The organism is Lederbergia citri, from assembly GCF_018343625.1.
In the GTDB taxonomy this organism is placed as follows: Bacteria; Bacillota; Bacilli; order Bacillales; family Bacillaceae_C; genus Lederbergia; species Lederbergia citri.
On sequence record NZ_JAGYPG010000002.1, the window covers coordinates 1,109,613 to 1,127,711 of the forward strand.

Here is an 18,099-nt window from a genome sequence, read left to right on the forward strand (position 1 = left end):
TCATATTCCCCTGCTATACTAAATGCTAGATTCAAAAACGTTAGGAGAGACTATTACATTGAAAAAGATAGTTATTTCGACGATTACTGCTTGTTTTCTATTATTTAGTGTTTCTGGTATATCCTCAGCCGCGGCTAGTACATATAAAGTCCAAAAAGGCGATACTTTATGGAAGATTGCCAATAAAAGCAAAGTCTCTGTCAACCAATTAAAGAGTTGGAATGGGCTTAAAACAGATTTAATCAAACCAAATCAAGTATTAAAAATAGCAAAACCGGTAGCAGCACCGAAAAAAGCTTCCGCCAGCCCAGCCTACAAGACTATGACTGTTAAAGCAACTGCCTATACAGCAAGTTGTAAAGGTTGCAGTGGCATCACAGCCACAGGCATTAATTTAAAGAAAAACCCGAACGCAAAAGTCATTTCCGTTGATCCAAAAATAATCCCACTTGGAACTAAAGTATGGGTGGAAGGTTATGGAGAAGCTATCGCTGGTGATACTGGCGGCGCTATGAAAGGAAATAAGATTGATATACACTTACCTACTAAGGCAAAGGCACTTCAATGGGGTGTACGTACTGTAAAAATAAAAATCTATCAATAATTAGTAACCCGGATGCCCAGCATTCGGGTTTTTTATTTGTCCATTCACTATCTAATTGCGATATATGATATTATTTTCCTAATGAATATCAGAAGGGAGTTTTATTTTGGAAGCACTTACTATGAAATCAATTGATAGAACTAATTGGGAAATAGCTTGCGAATTAACCGTACAAGAAAATCAATGTTCTTTTATAGCTTCCAATCTATATTCGATAGCTGAGGCCCAGTTTTATCCTGAGCGATGTGTAAAAGGGATTTATTCTAATGATAAAATGGTCGGATTTACAATGTACGGAATTGACGAAGATGATGGGAACTTCTGGATATATAGACTGATGATTGACCAAGCTTTCCAAGGGCAAGGGTTAGGTTCACAGGCTATACTCCTAGTCATTGACGAGATAAAGAAAAATAATTCTAAAGGGATTCCCGTCATTATGATTGGATATCATCCAGAAAACAAGGCTGCTCAAATGGTTTATAAAAAAGCGGGATTTATAGAAACTGAAATGGCCCCGTGGGGAGAGCAATTAGCGAGATATTCTTTAGTTTAGAGAGGAATTTATTAAATGTTAAAAGATCGTTTATATTATCAAGATGCTTACGTTCAAAATTTCACTTCTCAAATTAGCAAAGAATCACAGGATTTGGATGGCAATTGGTATGTCGTGTTAGAAAATACCGCATTTTACCCTACTGGAGGCGGTCAGCCACATGATACAGGAACAATTAACGGAATTGAAGTTCTCAATGTAGAGGAAGTAGATGGAGAAATTCGTCATACATTAGCTGAAAGGTTGAATTCAACCGGAGATGTTCAAGGTATTATTAATTGGAGCAGGCGTTTTGATCATATGCAGCAGCATACTGGCCAGCATATATTAACCGCTGCGTTTGTGGAATTATTTGGCTTTCAAACAGAAAGCTTTCATTTAGGAAAAGAGCTTTGCAGCATTGATTTGGCTGCCGAAAGTGTAAATTCCGAGCAGTTAGAAGCTGCAGAAAAACTAGCAAATGACATTGTCTTGAAAAACCTTCCAATCCAAACGAAATGGGTCACAGAGGATGAACTAGATCAATATTCCTTGCGAAAAGAATTAGCGGTCACAGACGAAATCCGTTTAGTCATCATATCTGATTTCGATTATAACGGCTGCGGCGGTACCCATCCTAGCTCGACATGCCAAGTGAGTGGTATTAAAATTCTATCTACTGAAAAACAAAAGCGCAAAACTCGGGTCCATTTTGTTTGCGGCGGCCGTATTTTACAGCAATTACATAGTAAGAATGCCATTTTATCTGAAGCTAGTCGACTATTAAGTGCTCCTGAAGGTGGAGTAAATGATGCTGTGGAAAAACTACTTGCCGCAAATCGCACATTAGAAAGAACATTAAAAGAAGCACAGGACGCTCTACTTAAATATGAAGCAAAAGAGTTACTGACTAAAAAAGATAATGAAATCGTGAAGCAAGTATTCATTGGGAGAACGATGCAAGAAGTACAATCTTTAGCACGAATGATTGTCGGTTTAGATGACAATGTAATCGTCTTGTTAGTATTGGAAAATGAAGATCGTTTGCAATACGTGGCAGCAAAAGGATTGAATGTAAATCTGAGCATGAAGCAGATTTCAGACATAGCCCGCTCAGTAATCAATGGAAAAGGCGGCGGAAAAGACGATTTCGTCCAAGGCGGCGGTGAGCGGACAGTGGCTGCGCAAGAGCTGTTGGATAAAATGGTGGAATGTGTTCTATAGGATATATTGAAATTAAAGGCAGTCTTGAAAATTCACAACTTGAATTTCCAGACTGCCTTTTCCGTCTGTCAATTATATAAATGGCAAGCTACATAATGCCCTTTGGAGACTTCCTTCATCTCTGGTCTTTTTTGTTTGCAGATTTCCATACATGCACCACAACGTGTATGAAAAGCGCATCCTTGAGGAGGATTTTCCGGACTTGGGACATCTCCTTGGAGGATAATCCTTTCGCGCTTTACGCCAACTTGAGGTACTGGAACTGCGGATAACAACGCTTGTGTATAAGGGTGCAACGGCTCAGAATAAAGATCCGACTTATTGGCAAGCTCCACCATTCTGCCAAGGTACATAACTCCAACCCTTGTACTAAAATGTTTCACGACACTTAAGTCATGGGCAATAAATAAATATGTCAGTTTCAGTTTTTCTTGTAAATCTTGCATCAAGTTTAGAACTTGCGCCTGAACAGATACATCAAGGGCTGAAACAGGTTCATCCGCCACTATTAACTTCGGTTCTAACATTAAAGCTCTTGCAATGCCAATCCGCTGCCTCTGTCCCCCACTGAATTCATGAGGATAACGATCAGCAAAGCCGCGATTTAATCCTACAAGTTCAAGCATTTCTACAACTTTTTCTTCTCTTTCTTTTTCAGTATACAAATGATGAATTTTTAACGGCTCTTTTAATATACTTCTAATGGTTTTTCTAGAGTTAAGTGAAGAATATGGATCTTGAAAAATCATCTGGATATCTTTTCGGAAAGGGCGCAATTGTTTAAAATTCATATCCGCTAGATTTTTTCCATTATATAATACTTCGCCTGAAGTGGGTTTCCATAATTGTAGAACCGTTCGCCCTAATGTTGATTTCCCACAACCACTTTCTCCAACTAAGCCAAGTGTTTCACCTTCATTCAAAGTAAAGCTGACATCATCGACTGCTTTAACATAGCTGGATGTTCGGCTTATTAATCCCTTTTTAACAGGAAAATATTTTTTAAGGTTACGTACTGCTAATAGTTCCCCCATAGGCCACTCCCCTTTCTTCCTCACTATATAACCAGCAGCTTGTATAATGGTTGTGTCCTACGTTTACCCGTAAAGGTTCTTCAGTATAACAACGTTCAGTTGCATGTGCGCATCGTGGGGCGAATGGACATCCTAATGGCATTTCTTCCGGAAGTGGAACTGAACCAGAAATAGCATCCAACCTTTGCTTTTCATCTGTTAAACTAGGAATTGAATTAATTAATCCAACTGTATACGGATGTTTCGGTGCATTAAATATTTCGGCTACTTCTGCTTCTTCCACCACTTTTCCCGCATACATAACAATTACTCGATCACAAACCTCTGCTACGACACCTAAATCATGTGTAATCAGCATTACAGCTGTATGATATTCTTTCTGAAGTTTTTTCATCAAATCTAATATTTGAGCTTGAATCGTTACATCTAAAGCGGTTGTTGGTTCATCGGCAATTAGCAGCTTCGGATTGCATGATAATGCCATTGCAATCATCACACGCTGTCTCATTCCACCTGAAAGCTGATGAGGGTATTCATCTACTACACTGTCAGCTCTAGGTATTCCAACTTTCTTCAACATATCGACTGCTCTTTTTCTCGCTTCTTTTTTTGAAAGTTTCATGTGTGCCATAATCATTTCAATCATTTGAAAGCCTATTGTAAAGACAGGGTTCAGCGAAGACATCGGGTCTTGAAAGATCATCGCTAATTCTTTGCCTCGATATTGATGATATTCAACATCCGACAAATGCTTTAATGATTTTCCTTCAAACAAAATGTCACTTTTTTCTCCTACTTTACTAAACTCTTTCGGGAGCAAGCCCATGATACTAAGCGATGTAACACTTTTACCACAACCGGATTCACCGACAATTCCAAGCGTTTCCCCCGGGAAGACCTGGAAGTCCACCCCTCTTACGGTAGGAATAAATTCACGATCCTTTTTAAAAGCTACTTCCAAATCCTTTACTTCTAATAGTGCGTTCATTGTCTTCATTCCTCGTCTTGAAGTAAGAGATCGATGTATTCAACGACTTTATAGTCAACTTTTCCTTTTTCTTGAACTCTTTCATCAAAGTTTTCAATTAAGTGGAAATCCTTAAGTGCTTCAAATATTTCATCATCTGTTGGTTGGTCTACTTTTAGGAAGTTCAACTTTTGTAATGCAGCAGAAAGTTTCGCCTTCAAATCACCTTCAACAAGCAGAATGTCTTCCGGATTTGATTTCTTGAAATATAATTGGTGTAAGTCAAGGATTCTTCCTAATTCCTTCACAGGTTCTTTATGATCATCCACGCGAAGATCTAAATATCGATCGGTAACACCGCCGTATCCACCATTTTCCTTCACTATTAATAATGCCGCGGACTGTTTGCCTCTTCGATCACCGCCTGCATTTTCGCCACTTTCTAAAGCTTTTAATAGTCGTGTCGCCAAGTCTCCCTCTGTTTGTTGAAAAGTTGCAGCCATTGCCTCTACAACTTCAGGTCCGGTTAAAATATTCCCTTGGCAAGCGAAATTCTGACCGGCAATTCCTCCAGCCCAATCGTAGCATTCACTTCCTGAATAAGTTGCGCTGTTTCCATTAGCATCCACCATTCCGACTTGTCTAAGAAGCTTTTGCTCATCGTTCTCTGTCAGAATGTTCACCACTTCTTCAGCGCTTTTTCCTTCCGCCATTAGTTCTAACCCTTCGATTCCATAAAGCGGATTAGCCCAAGATTGTGTAGCAACTGCTCCTACTCCAGCCTTTGCCCACGGAACAATAGAACCTACAGATAGAAATTTAGAAGCCACAGCTACTCCAAGTTCTTTCGTCTCCGGATCAAAACCGACAATCGAATACGTATTTACATAATCTTTTGGTATATTGTTCTTTTTCATAACTGTTCTTCCTCCCATTTATTTTGTTTTAGGATCAAGTGCATCACGAAACCCATCTCCGACTAAATTGACTGCCAAAACAACTAGGAAAATCGCAAACCCAGGCAATAAACTCACATGAGGAGCCACTCGAATAAATTTTTGTCCCTCACTCAGCATAACTCCCCATTCTGCCATCGGAGGTTGTGCCCCTAAACCTAGAAAACTCATACCTGAAGCTGCTAAAATCATCCAACCAACATCCAAACTTGCTGCAACGATAATTGGAGGCAAACAATTAGGCAAAATATGATGGAAAATAATATGGATATGCCCTGCTCCAAGCGCGCGTTCAGCCAAAACAAATTCCATATTGCGGAACATTAAGGCACTGCTTCGTACAATTCTTGCATAATAGGGAATCCCTACAATACTGATAGCAATCATTGTATTCATCAGGCCAGGTCCTAACGCAGCAATGATTGCAATTGCCAATAGAACGTAAGGAAAAGCCATTAATATATCAATAAATCTCATAATGACAGTGTCAAAGAACTTTTGAAAATACCCAGCAATAAGTCCCAAAATGGCACCGAAAAACAATGCTATAACTACAGCAATAAAACCTACAGTAATGGATACTCGTCCGCCCCATATTAACCTGCTGAAAATATCTCTTCCTAAATCGTCTGTACCTAAAAGATGTCCTTCTGTTCCAATTGGTTTTAAACGATTCATCAAATTAACTTTTTCTGGATTTGCAAGTGGTAAAATAGGAGCCAATAAAGTAATCAATAAAATAATTAAAAGCAACAATAAACCTGCTACCGCAGCTTTATCGCGCAATAACTTCTTCCATGCTGTTCTCCATGGACTTTTTCTCACCGCTGGCTTTCCTAAGTTGGGTATATTTTCGCTAACTAGTACATTATTGGGAGTTTTGCTCACATTAGGTTCCAATCTCATTCACCTCCTATTTATAAGAGATCCGCGGATCGAGCAAGGCATATAAAATATCTACAAGTAAATTTACGATGACGTATGTTGTAGCTACAAAAAGAATGATCCCTTGCACTAAAGGAAAGTCCCTTGCCAATATTCCATTAATCATCAGAGTGCCAATTCCCGGCCAAGCGAAGACCATTTCGACGAGTACGGCTCCAGCAAGCAAAAATCCTACCTGCATGCCTAGTACAGTAAGGACAGGAATGAAGGCATTTTTTAATGCATGAAGATAAATAACACGTCGTTCTTTAATCCCTTTTGATCGAGCTGTTCGAATATAATCTTGCTCCAAAACTTCTAACATGCTGGATCTCGTCATTCTCGCTATGACTGCCCCAGCACCAGCTGAAAGGGCTAAAGAAGGCAAAACAATGTGCTTTAATAAATCCGCTATACCGGTTTCTCCAGGAGAATACATCCCTGATATCGGGAATAAATCAAGTTTAAGTCCAAAAATAATTTGTAAAATGATACCGAGCCAAAAAACAGGCAAACAAAATCCAACTAGAACAAAAAACATAAGTCCACGATCAATCCAAGAATATTTTTTATAAGCGGAAATAATGCCAACTCCAATTCCGATGACTGCTGCAAAAAGTGCACTAAAAATCGTTAAAATTAATGTTGCGTTAAATCGGTCAATGACAAGTGGCAATACATCCATTTTCATTTGAATCGATCTGCCCCAATCACCCGTTAATACATTTCCAATCCAAGTAAAATACTGTATGTACAAAGGTTGATCTAATCCAAGCTGAGCATTTAATTTAGCAATGGACTCTGCTGTTGCTTTCGGACCTAGTATAATTTTTGCAGGATCCCCTGGAGATAAATGCATGATAGAGAAAACAAGGATGGTTACTCCTAGTAAAACTGGAATTAGCCCTCCTAATCTCTTTAAAATATATGAAAACAACTCCTTCACCTCATTCCATATAGGAAATAGTTGAACTCTTATGAAACAGCAAAGAGGAGTTGCTCTCCTCTTTGCTAAAAATCAATTATTCTACTTTTACATTTGAAAATCTAAATACACCTGTAGGATGAAGTTTAAAATCTTTTATTCGACTATTAGCCACCACAATTTGCTTTTCGTGGTCCACTACAACCCAAGGAGCATCTTCCATCACTAACTCTTGTACTTCTTCATACATCTTTGTACGTTCAGCTTTGTCCTTTATGACTCTAGCTTGATCCAATAATTCATCGACTTTTTCATTTTTATAATAAGCGTCATTGAAACCAGCTGTGGGCCATTGCTTACCACTTAATAAAATATATAAGAAGTTGTCAGGGTCACCATTGTCCCCCATCCATGACATTTGGTGCATATCCATATCATTCTCTTCTGCAGGAACAAATACTTTATCTAAATACGTTCCCCATTCTAGAGTTTGAATTTTTACATTTACACCGATTTCCGCCAAGTCTGCTTGGATGGCTGCTGCCATTGCTTCAGGCTGCTGCATCCCGCTGCCAGATTCCGGCACCCAATAAGTCACATCGAAGCCATCTGGATATCCCGCTTCTTCTAATAGCTTCTTCGCTTTTACAGGATCATGTTCATAATTTTTTGTATTTGGATTATGCCCCCATACAGTTGGTGGTACAGGACTGTTTGCCACTTCACCCGTTCCTTGTAAAATTCCTTCTACAATCGCTTCCTTATTAATGGCATAGTTAATGGCTTGACGAACTTTCACATTATTAAAAGGTTCACGCTGCGTGTTAAGCGCTGTCCACCATACGTGCATTCCCGCTTGTTCGATTACTTGCAAATTTGAATCCTCTTTTAGTCTTGCAAGATCATCCGGCGGAACGTTTACGATAAAATCAATAGTTCCTGATTCAAGCTCCGCTAATCGTGTTTGCGGTTCTGTGATTGGTTTAAAAATTAACTTATCAACAGAAGGTGCACCTTTAAAATAATCTTCGTTCTTTTCTAAAATAACTTCGACGCCCGGATTCCATTTCACAAATTTATAAGGACCAGTTCCGACTGGATTTTTTGTAAAGTCTGCACCATATTTTTCTACAGCTGTAGGGCTGACAATACTTGCTGCGTGCATAGCCATATTCCCTAAAAACGGAGCAAACATTTCTTTCAATGTAATTTTTACCGTGTATTCGTCAACTACCTCTACTTTGTCGACAGATCCAAAGGTAAAATCAGCATACGCATATGTACCTGTATCATGGAACGGGTGCTTCGGATCGATTTGACGATCAATGCTGAACTTAACTGCATCTGCATTAAAAGGAGTTCCGTCGTGGAACTTAACATCCTTTTTCAAATAAAAAGTATATTCTAGACCATCTTCGGAAACATCCCACTTTTCTGCAAGTCCAGGCTCCAGCTCTGTACTTCCATCTTTAAAATGGACGAGCTGATCATATATTTCCATCGCTGTCCGGCTTGAGTTGAAGTCTGACAACTGATGAGCATCTAAAGATGTAGGTTCAGCTTCCAACCCAATAACAATCGTATTATTCTTTTCTGTTTTTGCGTTACCTTCTTTTCCCTTTTCATTAGAGGTCTTGGAACTACTACAACCACTAATGACTAAAGCAACAATAAGAAAAAAAGAAAGTACCATTATTCTGGTTCTCCCCATGTTTTCAACCCCCTCTTTTTACTTATTATAGGGAATTTTCAAACAATAATGTTGCAATATTATTTCATTTTTTTAATGTTTGTTGACATTCTGAAAAATGGAAATAAGAGGAAAAGTCCACAAATTAACAGACCCGAAAAACTATAAATGTTTAAAAGTGTCAGTTGACGATGAAAGAAAACAATAGCACAAACTGAAGCTATTAAAATAAGTATTGTAGGTGTTCTTGATAACCTTTTATTATCCGACTCATCTTCAAATAGAAAAAAAGAAAGTACTAACGTAAGCAAGGTAGATATATAAAGAGCGATTCCTATTAAATGTGAGACGTTTGGAGTTGAAAGCTTTCTAATCATAAAAAGGAGCAACTCGTTTACATGGTTTACTTCCAAATTTTGCGTGATAGCTACAACCATCATTGTTGAAAAAGCTAGGATAAAAGTTGAATAAATAATTACGGCTACGAATAACTTGCGCATACCTTTATGAAATGTTTTTCCTGCGAACTTAGACAGCATTTCTCCTTGCAATAAAAATTTCGTGAAAAAAATCAAAAATGCAACAGCGATAAGCACCCATATCCCCTTTTGATTGTTATGAAGAACACTTGGGTGATAATATAACAGATCGTGATAAACGGATTCTAGCCCCTTTTGCAAATAAATATAGGTTGGTAGAAAAATAGCTAAACTACTAAGTAAAATAAACTTAATATTTTTTAGGACAAATACGAGCATTCTCATTTTCGATAAAAATATGATGATGCAGAAACTTATCCCCATTGTAAAGAAAACAGAAACAGTATAGTGCATATCAAAAAAAGCTTGTAGGAGCAGCCCGCTGATTAAAAAATGTAAAATGAAGATTTCAAGCAGCCAAACCGCTAACAAAAGTTCCTTTAACCATTTTGGTTTTCTAACCGGAGTGGGGTTGGAAAAAATAGGCTTTAAAAACGGCAGTGCAACACAAAATGCAAGTATAAATACTCCGACAATCACAATGCCAGCATAAACGCCAAATTGGATAACTGCTTCACCTATGAGGAAAATCATGCTAATGGAAAGCCAATTAGAAATTAAGTACGTTACATTCAAAGGTTTTAATGTTTTCACTTATGCGATTCCTTTATTTCGATATTCTTTTGGTGTACAATTTGCTATCTTCTTAAATGCGTTGCTAAAATAATGTGGGCTATTAAAACCACATTCTTCGGCAACACGTTGAATTGACCAATTCCTTTGAAGAAGTAAAAGACTCTTTGCTTTTTCAATTCGATAATTGAGTAAATAGTCTGAAAAAGTTGAACCTACTTCCTCACTAAAAAGTCTACTTAAGTAACTTACGTTAATATGCAGCTGCTTAGCTATTTCGGCTAGTTTGAGAGACTTCTGATAATTATTATTTACTAACTGAATGACTTCTTGCACTACTTCAGTATGGGTATTATATTCCGGATGCTCATTTAAAAATAGTTGAAGGCTATCAATTAATTCTCTTTCTACTACCGGCTTGACCAAATAGTCAATTGCTTTTAAATGAATCGATTGCTTCGCATAATCAAAATTTTGGAATGCTGACACAATGATGAGTTCTAATGAAGGCATAAAAGATTTTAGATTTTCAGCAATTTCCAATCCATTTCTTCCAGGCAATTTAATATCCATAAGCGCAAGTTGAAATTGCTTTCCCTCTTTCACCATTTCCTCAGCCATTTCAATAGCTTTTGACCCGAATAAAGCTTTATAAATATTCCATGTTGGAAAATGCGAATGAATAAGCAACTCCAATTGTTCTAATTCAATTGGCTCATCATCCAAAAGAAGAATATTCATTCATTATCACCTCCCAGCTCGTCAATATTGAATATTTTTGGTAAAGAAACTGTCACCTTTCCGCCTTCTGTACTATGATCCTTTAACAAAAAATTGATATAAGCTTCCTCACCAAATAATAAATTAAGCCGCTTTGTTATATTCATTAATCCAACTCCAGCTTGAGTGTTGTCGGACAATGGATGAGTTTCGAAGCCTGGACCATTATCCTCTACTGTGAGGATAAGCCTCTGATCTTCTGTAGAATGTACGGTAATGTTCAATATCCCTTCTCCTTCAATGTTTTCAATCCCATGCTTAAAGGCATTTTCAACTAGAGTCTGCAGAACGTACGGGACTATCATGGCTTCATCGATTTGTTCATCTACCATCCAATTCACATGAAGACGTTCACCGAAACGCAATTGTTGGATTGCGATAAAATGTCTCGTATATTCTAGTTCTTCCCGCAGTGTATACAGTGATTTATCTTGATTGTATTTAGAACGCAAATAGAGCACCATATGTTCAAATACACTTTCCAAACGCTCATATTTCTTTAACCTAATTAACCCGAGCATGGAATTCAAGGCATTAAATAAAAAATGAGGTTGAATTTGTTGGTTCAACTGAATATATTTACTTGTTTCCAATTCTTTTTCCAGTAGTACTTGTGTATTTTCCACTTCTAATAAATACACTTGTCTCTCAAACGCATTAAAAAATATTAGAGTGAGTAGTCCAACCACTGGTCCTAGTACACTAATTAAGATTAATAGAAAGAAACTTTCATAGGAAACCATTGATTAGTCACCCACTTTCAAAATATTATTAATTATATTACTACGAAAGGTGACTTTATGACTAGAGGAGTTTAAGCAGAAGTCGTACGTTGCTAAAAGCTGGGGAAGAATTAAATAAATAATATAAAAAAACGAGTATGTTCCAAAAGCGTCCGGACATACTCGTCATCTTCTATTAAATCCACAATTCAAGAGAATTTGGAATTTCATATAATCATATAAAAGACTTGCATGCCTTCCCGTTCTAGTAGAAGGATTTATGAGCGGGCGAAGTCTTCGAAGGAATTCGTAGTCACACTCACAATAGTTTCGACTAGATCGATAACACTCATCGTGTCCCTTGCATGCTGCATCAACCTCGTTGAACGGGGCTCCTGGTCCACTACAACCCGGTCCACACCATTTGTAGCCTGGAAATACGCAAAAGCGTGACCCCCTACGTTTCACAGCCCCACCTCCTTACAATAAGATATTCATTTTGTACTATTATTGTTTAGGTTTTCCATAGCAAAAAATAAAGCTACCCCTATGCAAATTAGGAATAGCTACTTTAAATAATATGATTCTATTAATACTGATTTAATTGTCTCGTTTCTAACCATTTTGAATGATCATCGATTCACCGTTATTTGTATTTTCTTTCCACTCATTTAACCAAGAAGTAATATGGATAATTGCCTCTTCATGGATTGGTTTTCCGACTGTCTTTACATAATCTTTCTTTGCAGTTAATGCTGATATGGGCGTAAGTTGGACCTTTAGCCCGTGATCCATATTTTCAATAAGGAAAATCGATACCGGCCCTTTCGCATTCTCCGGAATTCTATTTAGAAAGTCATGACTTGTTTGAAAGTCTTTTAACCCATTGATTGCTAAAACAGGACATGTAATCTTTTTTAGACCTTCGATAATGTCATAGTGAAAATGTTCGCGAAAATATTTGGCTGGCATTTTAACAAATCCCATAATCTTAATAATATCTTTGTCAGTTGAAGTCATTTTCCGGTAAAGTCCTTGAGCTTGTTTTTCACTTTTTTCAATCGTATTAAGCTTTTTAATAAGAATTCCTTTAAAACCTTTTGTGTCGCTCATTTCTTTATATACTTGCTGTCTTTGCACATCAAGGCTTTCTTGCAATCCACCGCCTCCACCCGAGAGAAGAATTAAGCCATTAACTGGCCTTTTTTCATTTAAGGCGGTTCCAACAATACAGCCTTCACTATGCCCTAGTACAATAATCCGATTTGGGTCTACTCTAGGATGCCCTGCCAAAAACTCAAGGGCCATTTCCGCATCTGATACAGCGTCCCAAAGTCCGGAAGTTAACAATTTCCCTTCACTTTCGCCAACTCCGCGTTTATCATAGCGAAGAGTAATAAAACCAAGTTGTGTAATGATTTCTGCCAATTCCTTATACAAATTAAATTTGAATTTACCTTTAACTGTACTCCCATCCCTATTTATACCGCCGGAGCCCGCAAGAAATAAAATAGCGGGAAGTCTATTTTCATCGGAATCAGGAAACATCATTGTTCCTTTTAACAATACATCGCTATTAATACTGATTTGCTGTTGTTTCATTTCTTAATCCTCCATTTTAATTGTTTTCGGTCGTTACAATCGTTGAAAATGTTCTTTTTCTTCTGTTTTCTCCCTCTTCGTTTTGAAGGAGCTTTATTGCTGCACTATTTAATGTTTGTAGGAATTCCATGTATTCTTCATCCGTTACATAAAAGCTTATTTGCCTGTAGCCGGCACCATCCTTCAGCATATCGAACTCCTCTTGACTGACATATCTTTCGAAGTCGGCCAACACAACAGAAATAAATCTCATAAATGAATCCATATGATCTTCCTTTGTCCATTTCGAAATATCTTCAGGAGAAATGGACCCAGCCTGTTCCGGTAATGCGTAAACTTTTTCAACAGCACCCCTTATCTGATTTTCTTCAACTACCTCAATTACCTTTGCTTCTAGCAGTTTTTTTAAATGCCGATATAGTGTCGCTTGGGGGATGTCCCGAAGTCTCTCTCCGATTTGCTGAACGGTTAACCTTCTCCCGTTTATCAATGTTTGTATAATTCTCATTCGGACTGGATGTAAAATGACGTCCGCTTTTGATTCCTTCATCATAATTTCTATCTCCTTATTGTTATTATTATTGATAATGATAACAATGCTTGATAAAAAATATTGACATGAGGTTTCAAAACCTTAGAGTCAATCATATATATCTAGGTTATTCCTTTTATCACTAACCATTATCAATTTTGATAATAATTCACTGACTAAATATTGTCAATATGTTTTTAACTTTTTTCCTGTTTTTTTTGCTAACACAGATTTTCTAAAAGTTCCTTTAATACAACTGCTTGGTTATGCTTTTCATCCTTAGCACCATACACCAAAGTAACGTCTTTCTTTTTCTCTAACGCTATTTTTTTAACTCCTCCCATTGTTGGCTATGTTGTAATTCTCCTTTATATTTCTGTTTGAATTCATCAAACTTTTCCGGTTCATGATTAAACCATTTTCTTAATTCAGTTGAAGGAGCAATCTCTTTCATCCAATGATCAATGTTCAACTGTTCCTTTGACACACCTCGCGGCCATATTCTATCAACTAGTATACGAACTCCATCATCATTCGCGGTATCTACATATGCCCGTTTTATTTTAACAGACATATCCATCTCATTCCTTTCTATTAACTATCATTAGTATTGCAGTTGAACTTGTTAGAACTAATATACCCTACTTTCGCCAACTAAAATTCCATTAGCTATTCACAAAAAAATAACCTCTTATAGCTTTTCTAAACTAAAAGAGGTTAGGATCATTGAACCATTTTTTATCTCAACTATACACCTGCCAAAATCCGTTCACTTTCTTCTTCGATAAGAAGTGTAGTTTTAGGCAGTTGAGCTCCTAATAAATCACACGGTCTTCCGATATTTTGGATTTTTCCAGCTCTAATTTGTACAATGCGGTCCGCAATGGCGAGTGCATCGTTTTCATCATGTGTAACAAAGATGGAAGTAATTCCAGCGTTCTTTAAAATGTTACGTAAATCTTTCCGAATTTTTAATTGAAGCTCCGAATCTAAGTTGCTAAATGGCTCATCGAGTAAAATAAGACTTGGGTTAGGGGCTATGGCACGTGCTATAGCCACACGTTGCTGCTGTCCCCCACTAAGCTGATGCGGATACCTTTTTTCGTATTCAGTCATCTCCACCAGCTCTAAGACCTCTTTCAACCTTGTCTTCCTTTCACTTTTCTTCATATTGAAAAGGCCAAAAAGGATGTTTTCACTTACGGTCATATGTGGGAATAAAGCGTAATCCTGAAAAACCATGCCGATTCCCCTCTTTTCCGGCTGCACAAACGTATGTTGATCAAATATCACCCTATCCTGGATTGTGCAAGAACCTTGACTAGGCATTTCAAGTCCCGACAGCAAACGTAGAACAGTGCTTTTACCGCTGCCACTCGGTCCTAGAATAGAAATGACCTCTCCTTTTTCAATGGTCATTGAAAAACAATCAAGCGCTTTTTCCTTTATATGTGGGTATGAAAAACAAACATTTTCGATTTTAATAAACATCTTATTGTGGCTCCTTTTCAAGTAGCTTATGGAAAACAAAGATGGCCGTGGCACTGATGGCAACAATAAGTAATGATGCTTGTGATGCTTCCATTATTTTTTCATCACTTGCATACTGGAAAGCTTTCGTCGATAATGTATCAAAGTTAAATGGTCTTAAGATCAATGTTAGTGGAATTTCTTTTAAAATATCAACAAAAACTAGAATAAATCCACTGATAATGGCGCCTTTCATCATAGGAACATCGACTTTTAAAAATGTTTTCGTTAACCCCATTCCGAGAAGTCTTGAAGCATCGCGAAAATTAGTTCCAATCTTATCGTAACCTGATTCAATTGAATTATAGCCAATCGCAAAAAAGCGAATGACATATGCTGAAATGAGCATGACAAGGCTCACACTTAGAACAAGACCAGTATTAATGCCAAGCATTAAATATACTGGTGTTAAAAACTTATCAACTGCGATAAAAGCTGTCACTACGGCTACAGCAATGACTGCTCCGGGAATCGAGTAGCCAAGCACCGTCAGCTTCGGAAGGGCTTTGGCAATTTTGCCATGAACAAGTCGACCGAAATTGCCAACAATAAGGGCGAAAGTGATGATAAGTGTTGAACTGATTCCCGCTACCATGACAGAATTTTTCACATATAAAAGAAAATCATTAAACGGGATTTTTCCCCACGTCAAGATTAACCAATCAAATAATTGAATGACCGGTATTAAAAAGGCGAGACTAAAAATAAATATACAATACAAAGTGGCTAGTAACGCTTTCTTTCCCTTTAAACGCACAAGTGGGAGCGGCCTGACTTTTGTCGAGGAAAAACTGTATTGTTTTTTCCCACGAAGCAATTTCTCTACTATTAGAATGAAAATGACTATCCCCATTAGTGAAGCGGCAAGCTTAATGGACGACTCAATGTCTCCTAGTCCAAACCATGTTTGGAATATTGCTGTACTAAATGTTTGGATACCATAATATTTTACAACCCCATAATCATTCAATACTTCTAGCACAACTAAACTTGCGCCACCTATAATGGAAACCCGAGAAATCGGGAGCACAATCTTGAAAAATATTTGCCATGGTCCCTTACCAAGAACCCTTGCACTTTCAATGAGGGAAGCAGATTGTTGAGATAAGAAAATTCTTGTGATTGTGTATACATATGGATATAAAAATAAAGTATAAATGAAAATGGCTCCAGGTATATTCATAATATCGAAATAAGCTGGATTCACTGTAAGATCGAATTGGTTTCGTAAAGTTTTTTGAATAACACCTGTATAGTTTACAATTCCGTGATACGTGTAAGCACCAATGAATGGTGGGATAGATAGCGGTAATATAAGCGCCCATTTCAAGAAGTTCCTCAAAGGAAATTGATATTGAGCTATTAACCAAGCTAGGCTTAAACCAATAAAAATAGTTAATAATGCTGTTGAAATAACAAGAATAATAGATGTTTGTAAATATTGAAAAAGTACATGTTCTTTTATATGAAGCCAATTTTCTGTTACAGGTGAGAATATCCCTGTAACAATAGATAAATTAGGAAGGAATAATAAAAGAATAATGACTGATGCTGCTATCGTCCAACTATTCACATTCACAAGAAACTTTCGCATGATGCCTACACCTCTGAATCAATGACCACTTACCGAATTTAATACACATTTACTGTATGGAGATATTAAAGTTAATAAGCTTTCCGGTCTTCATGATACTTTTTTTCAAACCTTTGATAACTGCAAGAAACCCCTTGCTAGTATAAGCAAGGGTTCTCTCTATTATTTCCAGCCGACTTCGTTGAAAATCATGATTGCTTTGGCGTTATTATCCCCTAGAACGGATAGTGGGATGTCTTGTTCCTTGAACTCTCCCCATGATTGTAGTAATTCAGACGGTTTGACATGTTCATTTACAGGATATTCATAATTTGCATCCGCAAAAACTGCTTGTGCTTCATCTGCAGATAAAAACTCAAGTAGTTTAACCGCATTGTCTTTATTTTTAGATGCTTTCACAACTCCAGCACCACTCACATTAACATGAGCACCCGTTGTTTCTTGGTTTGGGAAAAATACTCCGAGCTGTTCAGCCACTTTAACTTCTTCAGGATCTTCAGAATTAAGCATTTGACCAAAATAATACGTGTTCATAATAGCAACATCGCCTACACCCGCAGCAATCGCTTTTGCCTGGTCACGGTCTCCACCCTCAGGGTTTTGAGCCATATTGTTTACAATTCCTTGAGCCCATTCTTTTGCTTTTTCCTCTCCATCGATTTCAATAAATGATGCAAGAAGGGATTGATTATATACACTTTCTGATGAGCGAACTAAAATACGTCCTTTCCACTTGTCTTCTGTTAAATCTTCATAAGTAGAAAGTTCTTCAGGTTTAACTTTTTCTTTATTATACACTAAAATACGAGCTCTTTTCGTTAAACCGTACCACATTTTATCCTTATCTTGGAATTTTCCAGGGATTTGCTTATCAAGCACTTCACTTGAGACTGATTGTAGTAATCCAGCATCTTTTGCACGGAATAATCTTCCAACATCAGCGGTTAAAAACAGGTCTGCCTTCGTTGCATCACCTTCACGCTTGACTCTTTCAAGCAATTCGTCCGCTTCTCCTTTAATGATGTTTACTTTAATCCCTGTTTGTTCTTCGAATTTAGCATATAGTTCATTATCAACATCATAGTGTCTGCTTGTATATAGATTGACTTCTTTACTCTCAACAACTTTCTCGTTCCCTTGAGATTTTGAAGATCCTTGATTTTCTTTTTCAGGCTGACTACCGCACGCCGCAAGCGCTAAGATCAACACGCTAATTATGATTGTGAAAAATTTCTTCAAGTTGTTTCGCTCCTCTATTAAATATATGTATTTTTCAATTGAAAATGATTCTCAATTTCAATTATAGGGATGAGAAACTATTTGTCAATCAATTTAAAAGAATAAATTTCAATATTTAATTAGGAGTGT

The 18,099-nt window shown here is 37.3% G+C and carries 18 protein-coding genes and 1 pseudogene; 3 read left to right on the forward strand and 16 right to left on the reverse strand.

Going from position 1 to position 18,099, the window contains the following annotated elements:
- Positions 1 to 58: 58 nt before the first annotated feature.
- The 3 genes from KHA97_RS14000 (at position 59) to KHA97_RS14010 (ending at position 2,363) form a co-directional block, all read left to right on the forward strand.
- The gene (locus tag KHA97_RS14000) at positions 59 to 604 is read left to right on the forward strand and encodes a 3D domain-containing protein (RefSeq protein WP_213125329.1); all 546 of its coding nucleotides are present in this window, start codon (positions 59 to 61) and stop codon (positions 602 to 604) included.
- A gap of 121 nt (positions 605 to 725) precedes the next feature.
- Entirely contained in the window at positions 726 to 1,160 is a 435-nt protein-coding gene (locus KHA97_RS14005) for a GNAT family N-acetyltransferase (RefSeq protein ID WP_407658038.1), read from the forward strand.
- Positions 1,161 to 1,175: 15 nt separating this feature from the next.
- Positions 1,176 to 2,363: an alanyl-tRNA editing protein gene (locus KHA97_RS14010; RefSeq protein ID WP_213125331.1), complete on the forward strand. Its 1,188-nt coding sequence runs from the start codon at positions 1,176 to 1,178 to the stop codon at positions 2,361 to 2,363.
- 68 nt (positions 2,364 to 2,431) lie between these two features.
- Here KHA97_RS14010 and KHA97_RS14015 read toward each other — a convergent pair whose 3' ends face one another.
- From KHA97_RS14015 to KHA97_RS14090, 16 genes and pseudogenes are all read right to left on the reverse strand, one after another.
- Positions 2,432 to 3,397, reverse strand: a complete 966-nt coding sequence (locus tag KHA97_RS14015) for an ABC transporter ATP-binding protein (protein ID WP_213125332.1) — start codon at positions 3,395 to 3,397, stop codon at positions 2,432 to 2,434.
- Positions 3,372 to 4,385, reverse strand: a complete 1,014-nt coding sequence (locus tag KHA97_RS14020) for an ABC transporter ATP-binding protein (RefSeq protein ID WP_213125333.1) — start codon at positions 4,383 to 4,385, stop codon at positions 3,372 to 3,374. Before KHA97_RS14020 ends, KHA97_RS14015 begins: the two co-directional genes overlap by 26 nt.
- A 5-nt stretch (positions 4,386 to 4,390) precedes the next feature.
- Complete coding sequence (locus KHA97_RS14025) at positions 4,391 to 5,281, reverse strand: DUF1028 domain-containing protein (protein ID WP_213125334.1); 891 nt, start codon at positions 5,279 to 5,281, stop codon at positions 4,391 to 4,393.
- Between the two features lie 18 nt (positions 5,282 to 5,299).
- Entirely contained in the window at positions 5,300 to 6,220 is a 921-nt protein-coding gene (locus KHA97_RS14030) for an ABC transporter permease (protein WP_233713480.1), read from the reverse strand.
- Positions 6,221 to 6,233: 13 nt separating this feature from the next.
- Positions 6,234 to 7,181, reverse strand: coding sequence for an ABC transporter permease (locus KHA97_RS14035; protein ID WP_213125336.1), 948 nt, complete (start codon positions 7,179 to 7,181; stop codon positions 6,234 to 6,236).
- Positions 7,182 to 7,266: 85 nt separating this feature from the next.
- Positions 7,267 to 8,880, reverse strand: a complete 1,614-nt coding sequence (locus tag KHA97_RS14040) for an ABC transporter substrate-binding protein (protein WP_213125337.1) — start codon at positions 8,878 to 8,880, stop codon at positions 7,267 to 7,269.
- 59 nt (positions 8,881 to 8,939) lie between these two features.
- Positions 8,940 to 9,992, reverse strand: coding sequence for a hypothetical protein (locus tag KHA97_RS14045; RefSeq protein ID WP_213125338.1), 1,053 nt, complete (start codon positions 9,990 to 9,992; stop codon positions 8,940 to 8,942).
- Positions 9,993 to 10,712 carry a response regulator transcription factor gene (locus KHA97_RS14050; protein WP_213125339.1) on the reverse strand — a complete coding sequence of 240 codons (720 nt, stop codon included), beginning with the start codon at positions 10,710 to 10,712 and terminating at the stop codon, positions 9,993 to 9,995. It lies immediately after the preceding gene.
- Entirely contained in the window at positions 10,709 to 11,494 is a 786-nt protein-coding gene (locus tag KHA97_RS14055) for a sensor histidine kinase (RefSeq protein ID WP_213125340.1), read from the reverse strand. Before KHA97_RS14055 ends, KHA97_RS14050 begins: the two co-directional genes overlap by 4 nt.
- Positions 11,495 to 11,659: 165 nt before the next feature.
- Entirely contained in the window at positions 11,660 to 11,941 is a 282-nt protein-coding gene (locus KHA97_RS14060) for a phospholipase (protein ID WP_213125341.1), read from the reverse strand.
- A gap of 147 nt (positions 11,942 to 12,088) precedes the next feature.
- Positions 12,089 to 13,075 (reverse strand): alpha/beta hydrolase, encoded by a 987-nt coding sequence (locus KHA97_RS14065; RefSeq protein ID WP_213125342.1) that lies wholly within the window; start codon positions 13,073 to 13,075, stop codon positions 12,089 to 12,091.
- A gap of 16 nt (positions 13,076 to 13,091) precedes the next feature.
- A complete protein-coding gene (locus tag KHA97_RS14070) occupies positions 13,092 to 13,628 on the reverse strand; it encodes a helix-turn-helix domain-containing protein (protein ID WP_233713481.1) in 537 nt (178 codons plus the stop codon).
- Between the two features lie 200 nt (positions 13,629 to 13,828).
- A pseudogene (locus tag KHA97_RS14075) lies at positions 13,829 to 14,181 on the reverse strand (DUF488 domain-containing protein).
- Positions 14,182 to 14,354: 173 nt separating this feature from the next.
- On the reverse strand, positions 14,355 to 15,098 hold the full coding sequence (locus tag KHA97_RS14080) for an ABC transporter ATP-binding protein (RefSeq protein ID WP_213125343.1): 744 nt from the start codon (positions 15,096 to 15,098) through the stop codon (positions 14,355 to 14,357).
- 1 nt (position 15,099) lies between these two features.
- Positions 15,100 to 16,731, reverse strand: coding sequence for an ABC transporter permease (locus KHA97_RS14085; protein ID WP_213125344.1), 1,632 nt, complete (start codon positions 16,729 to 16,731; stop codon positions 15,100 to 15,102).
- 162 nt (positions 16,732 to 16,893) lie between these two features.
- Positions 16,894 to 17,970 (reverse strand): Fe(3+) ABC transporter substrate-binding protein, encoded by a 1,077-nt coding sequence (locus tag KHA97_RS14090; protein ID WP_213125345.1) that lies wholly within the window; start codon positions 17,968 to 17,970, stop codon positions 16,894 to 16,896.
- Positions 17,971 to 18,099 lie beyond the last annotated feature (129 nt).

Coding starts and splice junctions, on each gene's coding strand:
- KHA97_RS14055 (WP_213125340.1), bottom strand. CDS start 11,494: ATGGTTTCCTATGAAAGTTTCTTTCTATTAATCTTAATTAGTGTACTA.
- KHA97_RS14025 (WP_213125334.1), bottom strand. CDS start 5,281: ATGAAAAAGAACAATATACCAAAAGATTATGTAAATACGTATTCGATT.
- KHA97_RS14005 (WP_407658038.1), top strand. CDS start 726: ATGAAATCAATTGATAGAACTAATTGGGAAATAGCTTGCGAATTAACC.
- KHA97_RS14010 (WP_213125331.1), top strand. CDS start 1,176: ATGTTAAAAGATCGTTTATATTATCAAGATGCTTACGTTCAAAATTTC.
- KHA97_RS14040 (WP_213125337.1), bottom strand. CDS start 8,880: ATGGGGAGAACCAGAATAATGGTACTTTCTTTTTTTCTTATTGTTGCT.
- KHA97_RS14050 (WP_213125339.1), bottom strand. CDS start 10,712: ATGAATATTCTTCTTTTGGATGATGAGCCAATTGAATTAGAACAATTG.
- KHA97_RS14065 (WP_213125342.1), bottom strand. CDS start 13,075: ATGAAACAACAGCAAATCAGTATTAATAGCGATGTATTGTTAAAAGGA.
- KHA97_RS14080 (WP_213125343.1), bottom strand. CDS start 15,098: ATGTTTATTAAAATCGAAAATGTTTGTTTTTCATACCCACATATAAAG.
- KHA97_RS14015 (WP_213125332.1), bottom strand. CDS start 3,397: ATGGGGGAACTATTAGCAGTACGTAACCTTAAAAAATATTTTCCTGTT.
- KHA97_RS14020 (WP_213125333.1), bottom strand. CDS start 4,385: ATGAACGCACTATTAGAAGTAAAGGATTTGGAAGTAGCTTTTAAAAAG.
- KHA97_RS14070 (WP_233713481.1), bottom strand. CDS start 13,628: ATGATGAAGGAATCAAAAGCGGACGTCATTTTACATCCAGTCCGAATG.
- KHA97_RS14085 (WP_213125344.1), bottom strand. CDS start 16,731: ATGCGAAAGTTTCTTGTGAATGTGAATAGTTGGACGATAGCAGCATCA.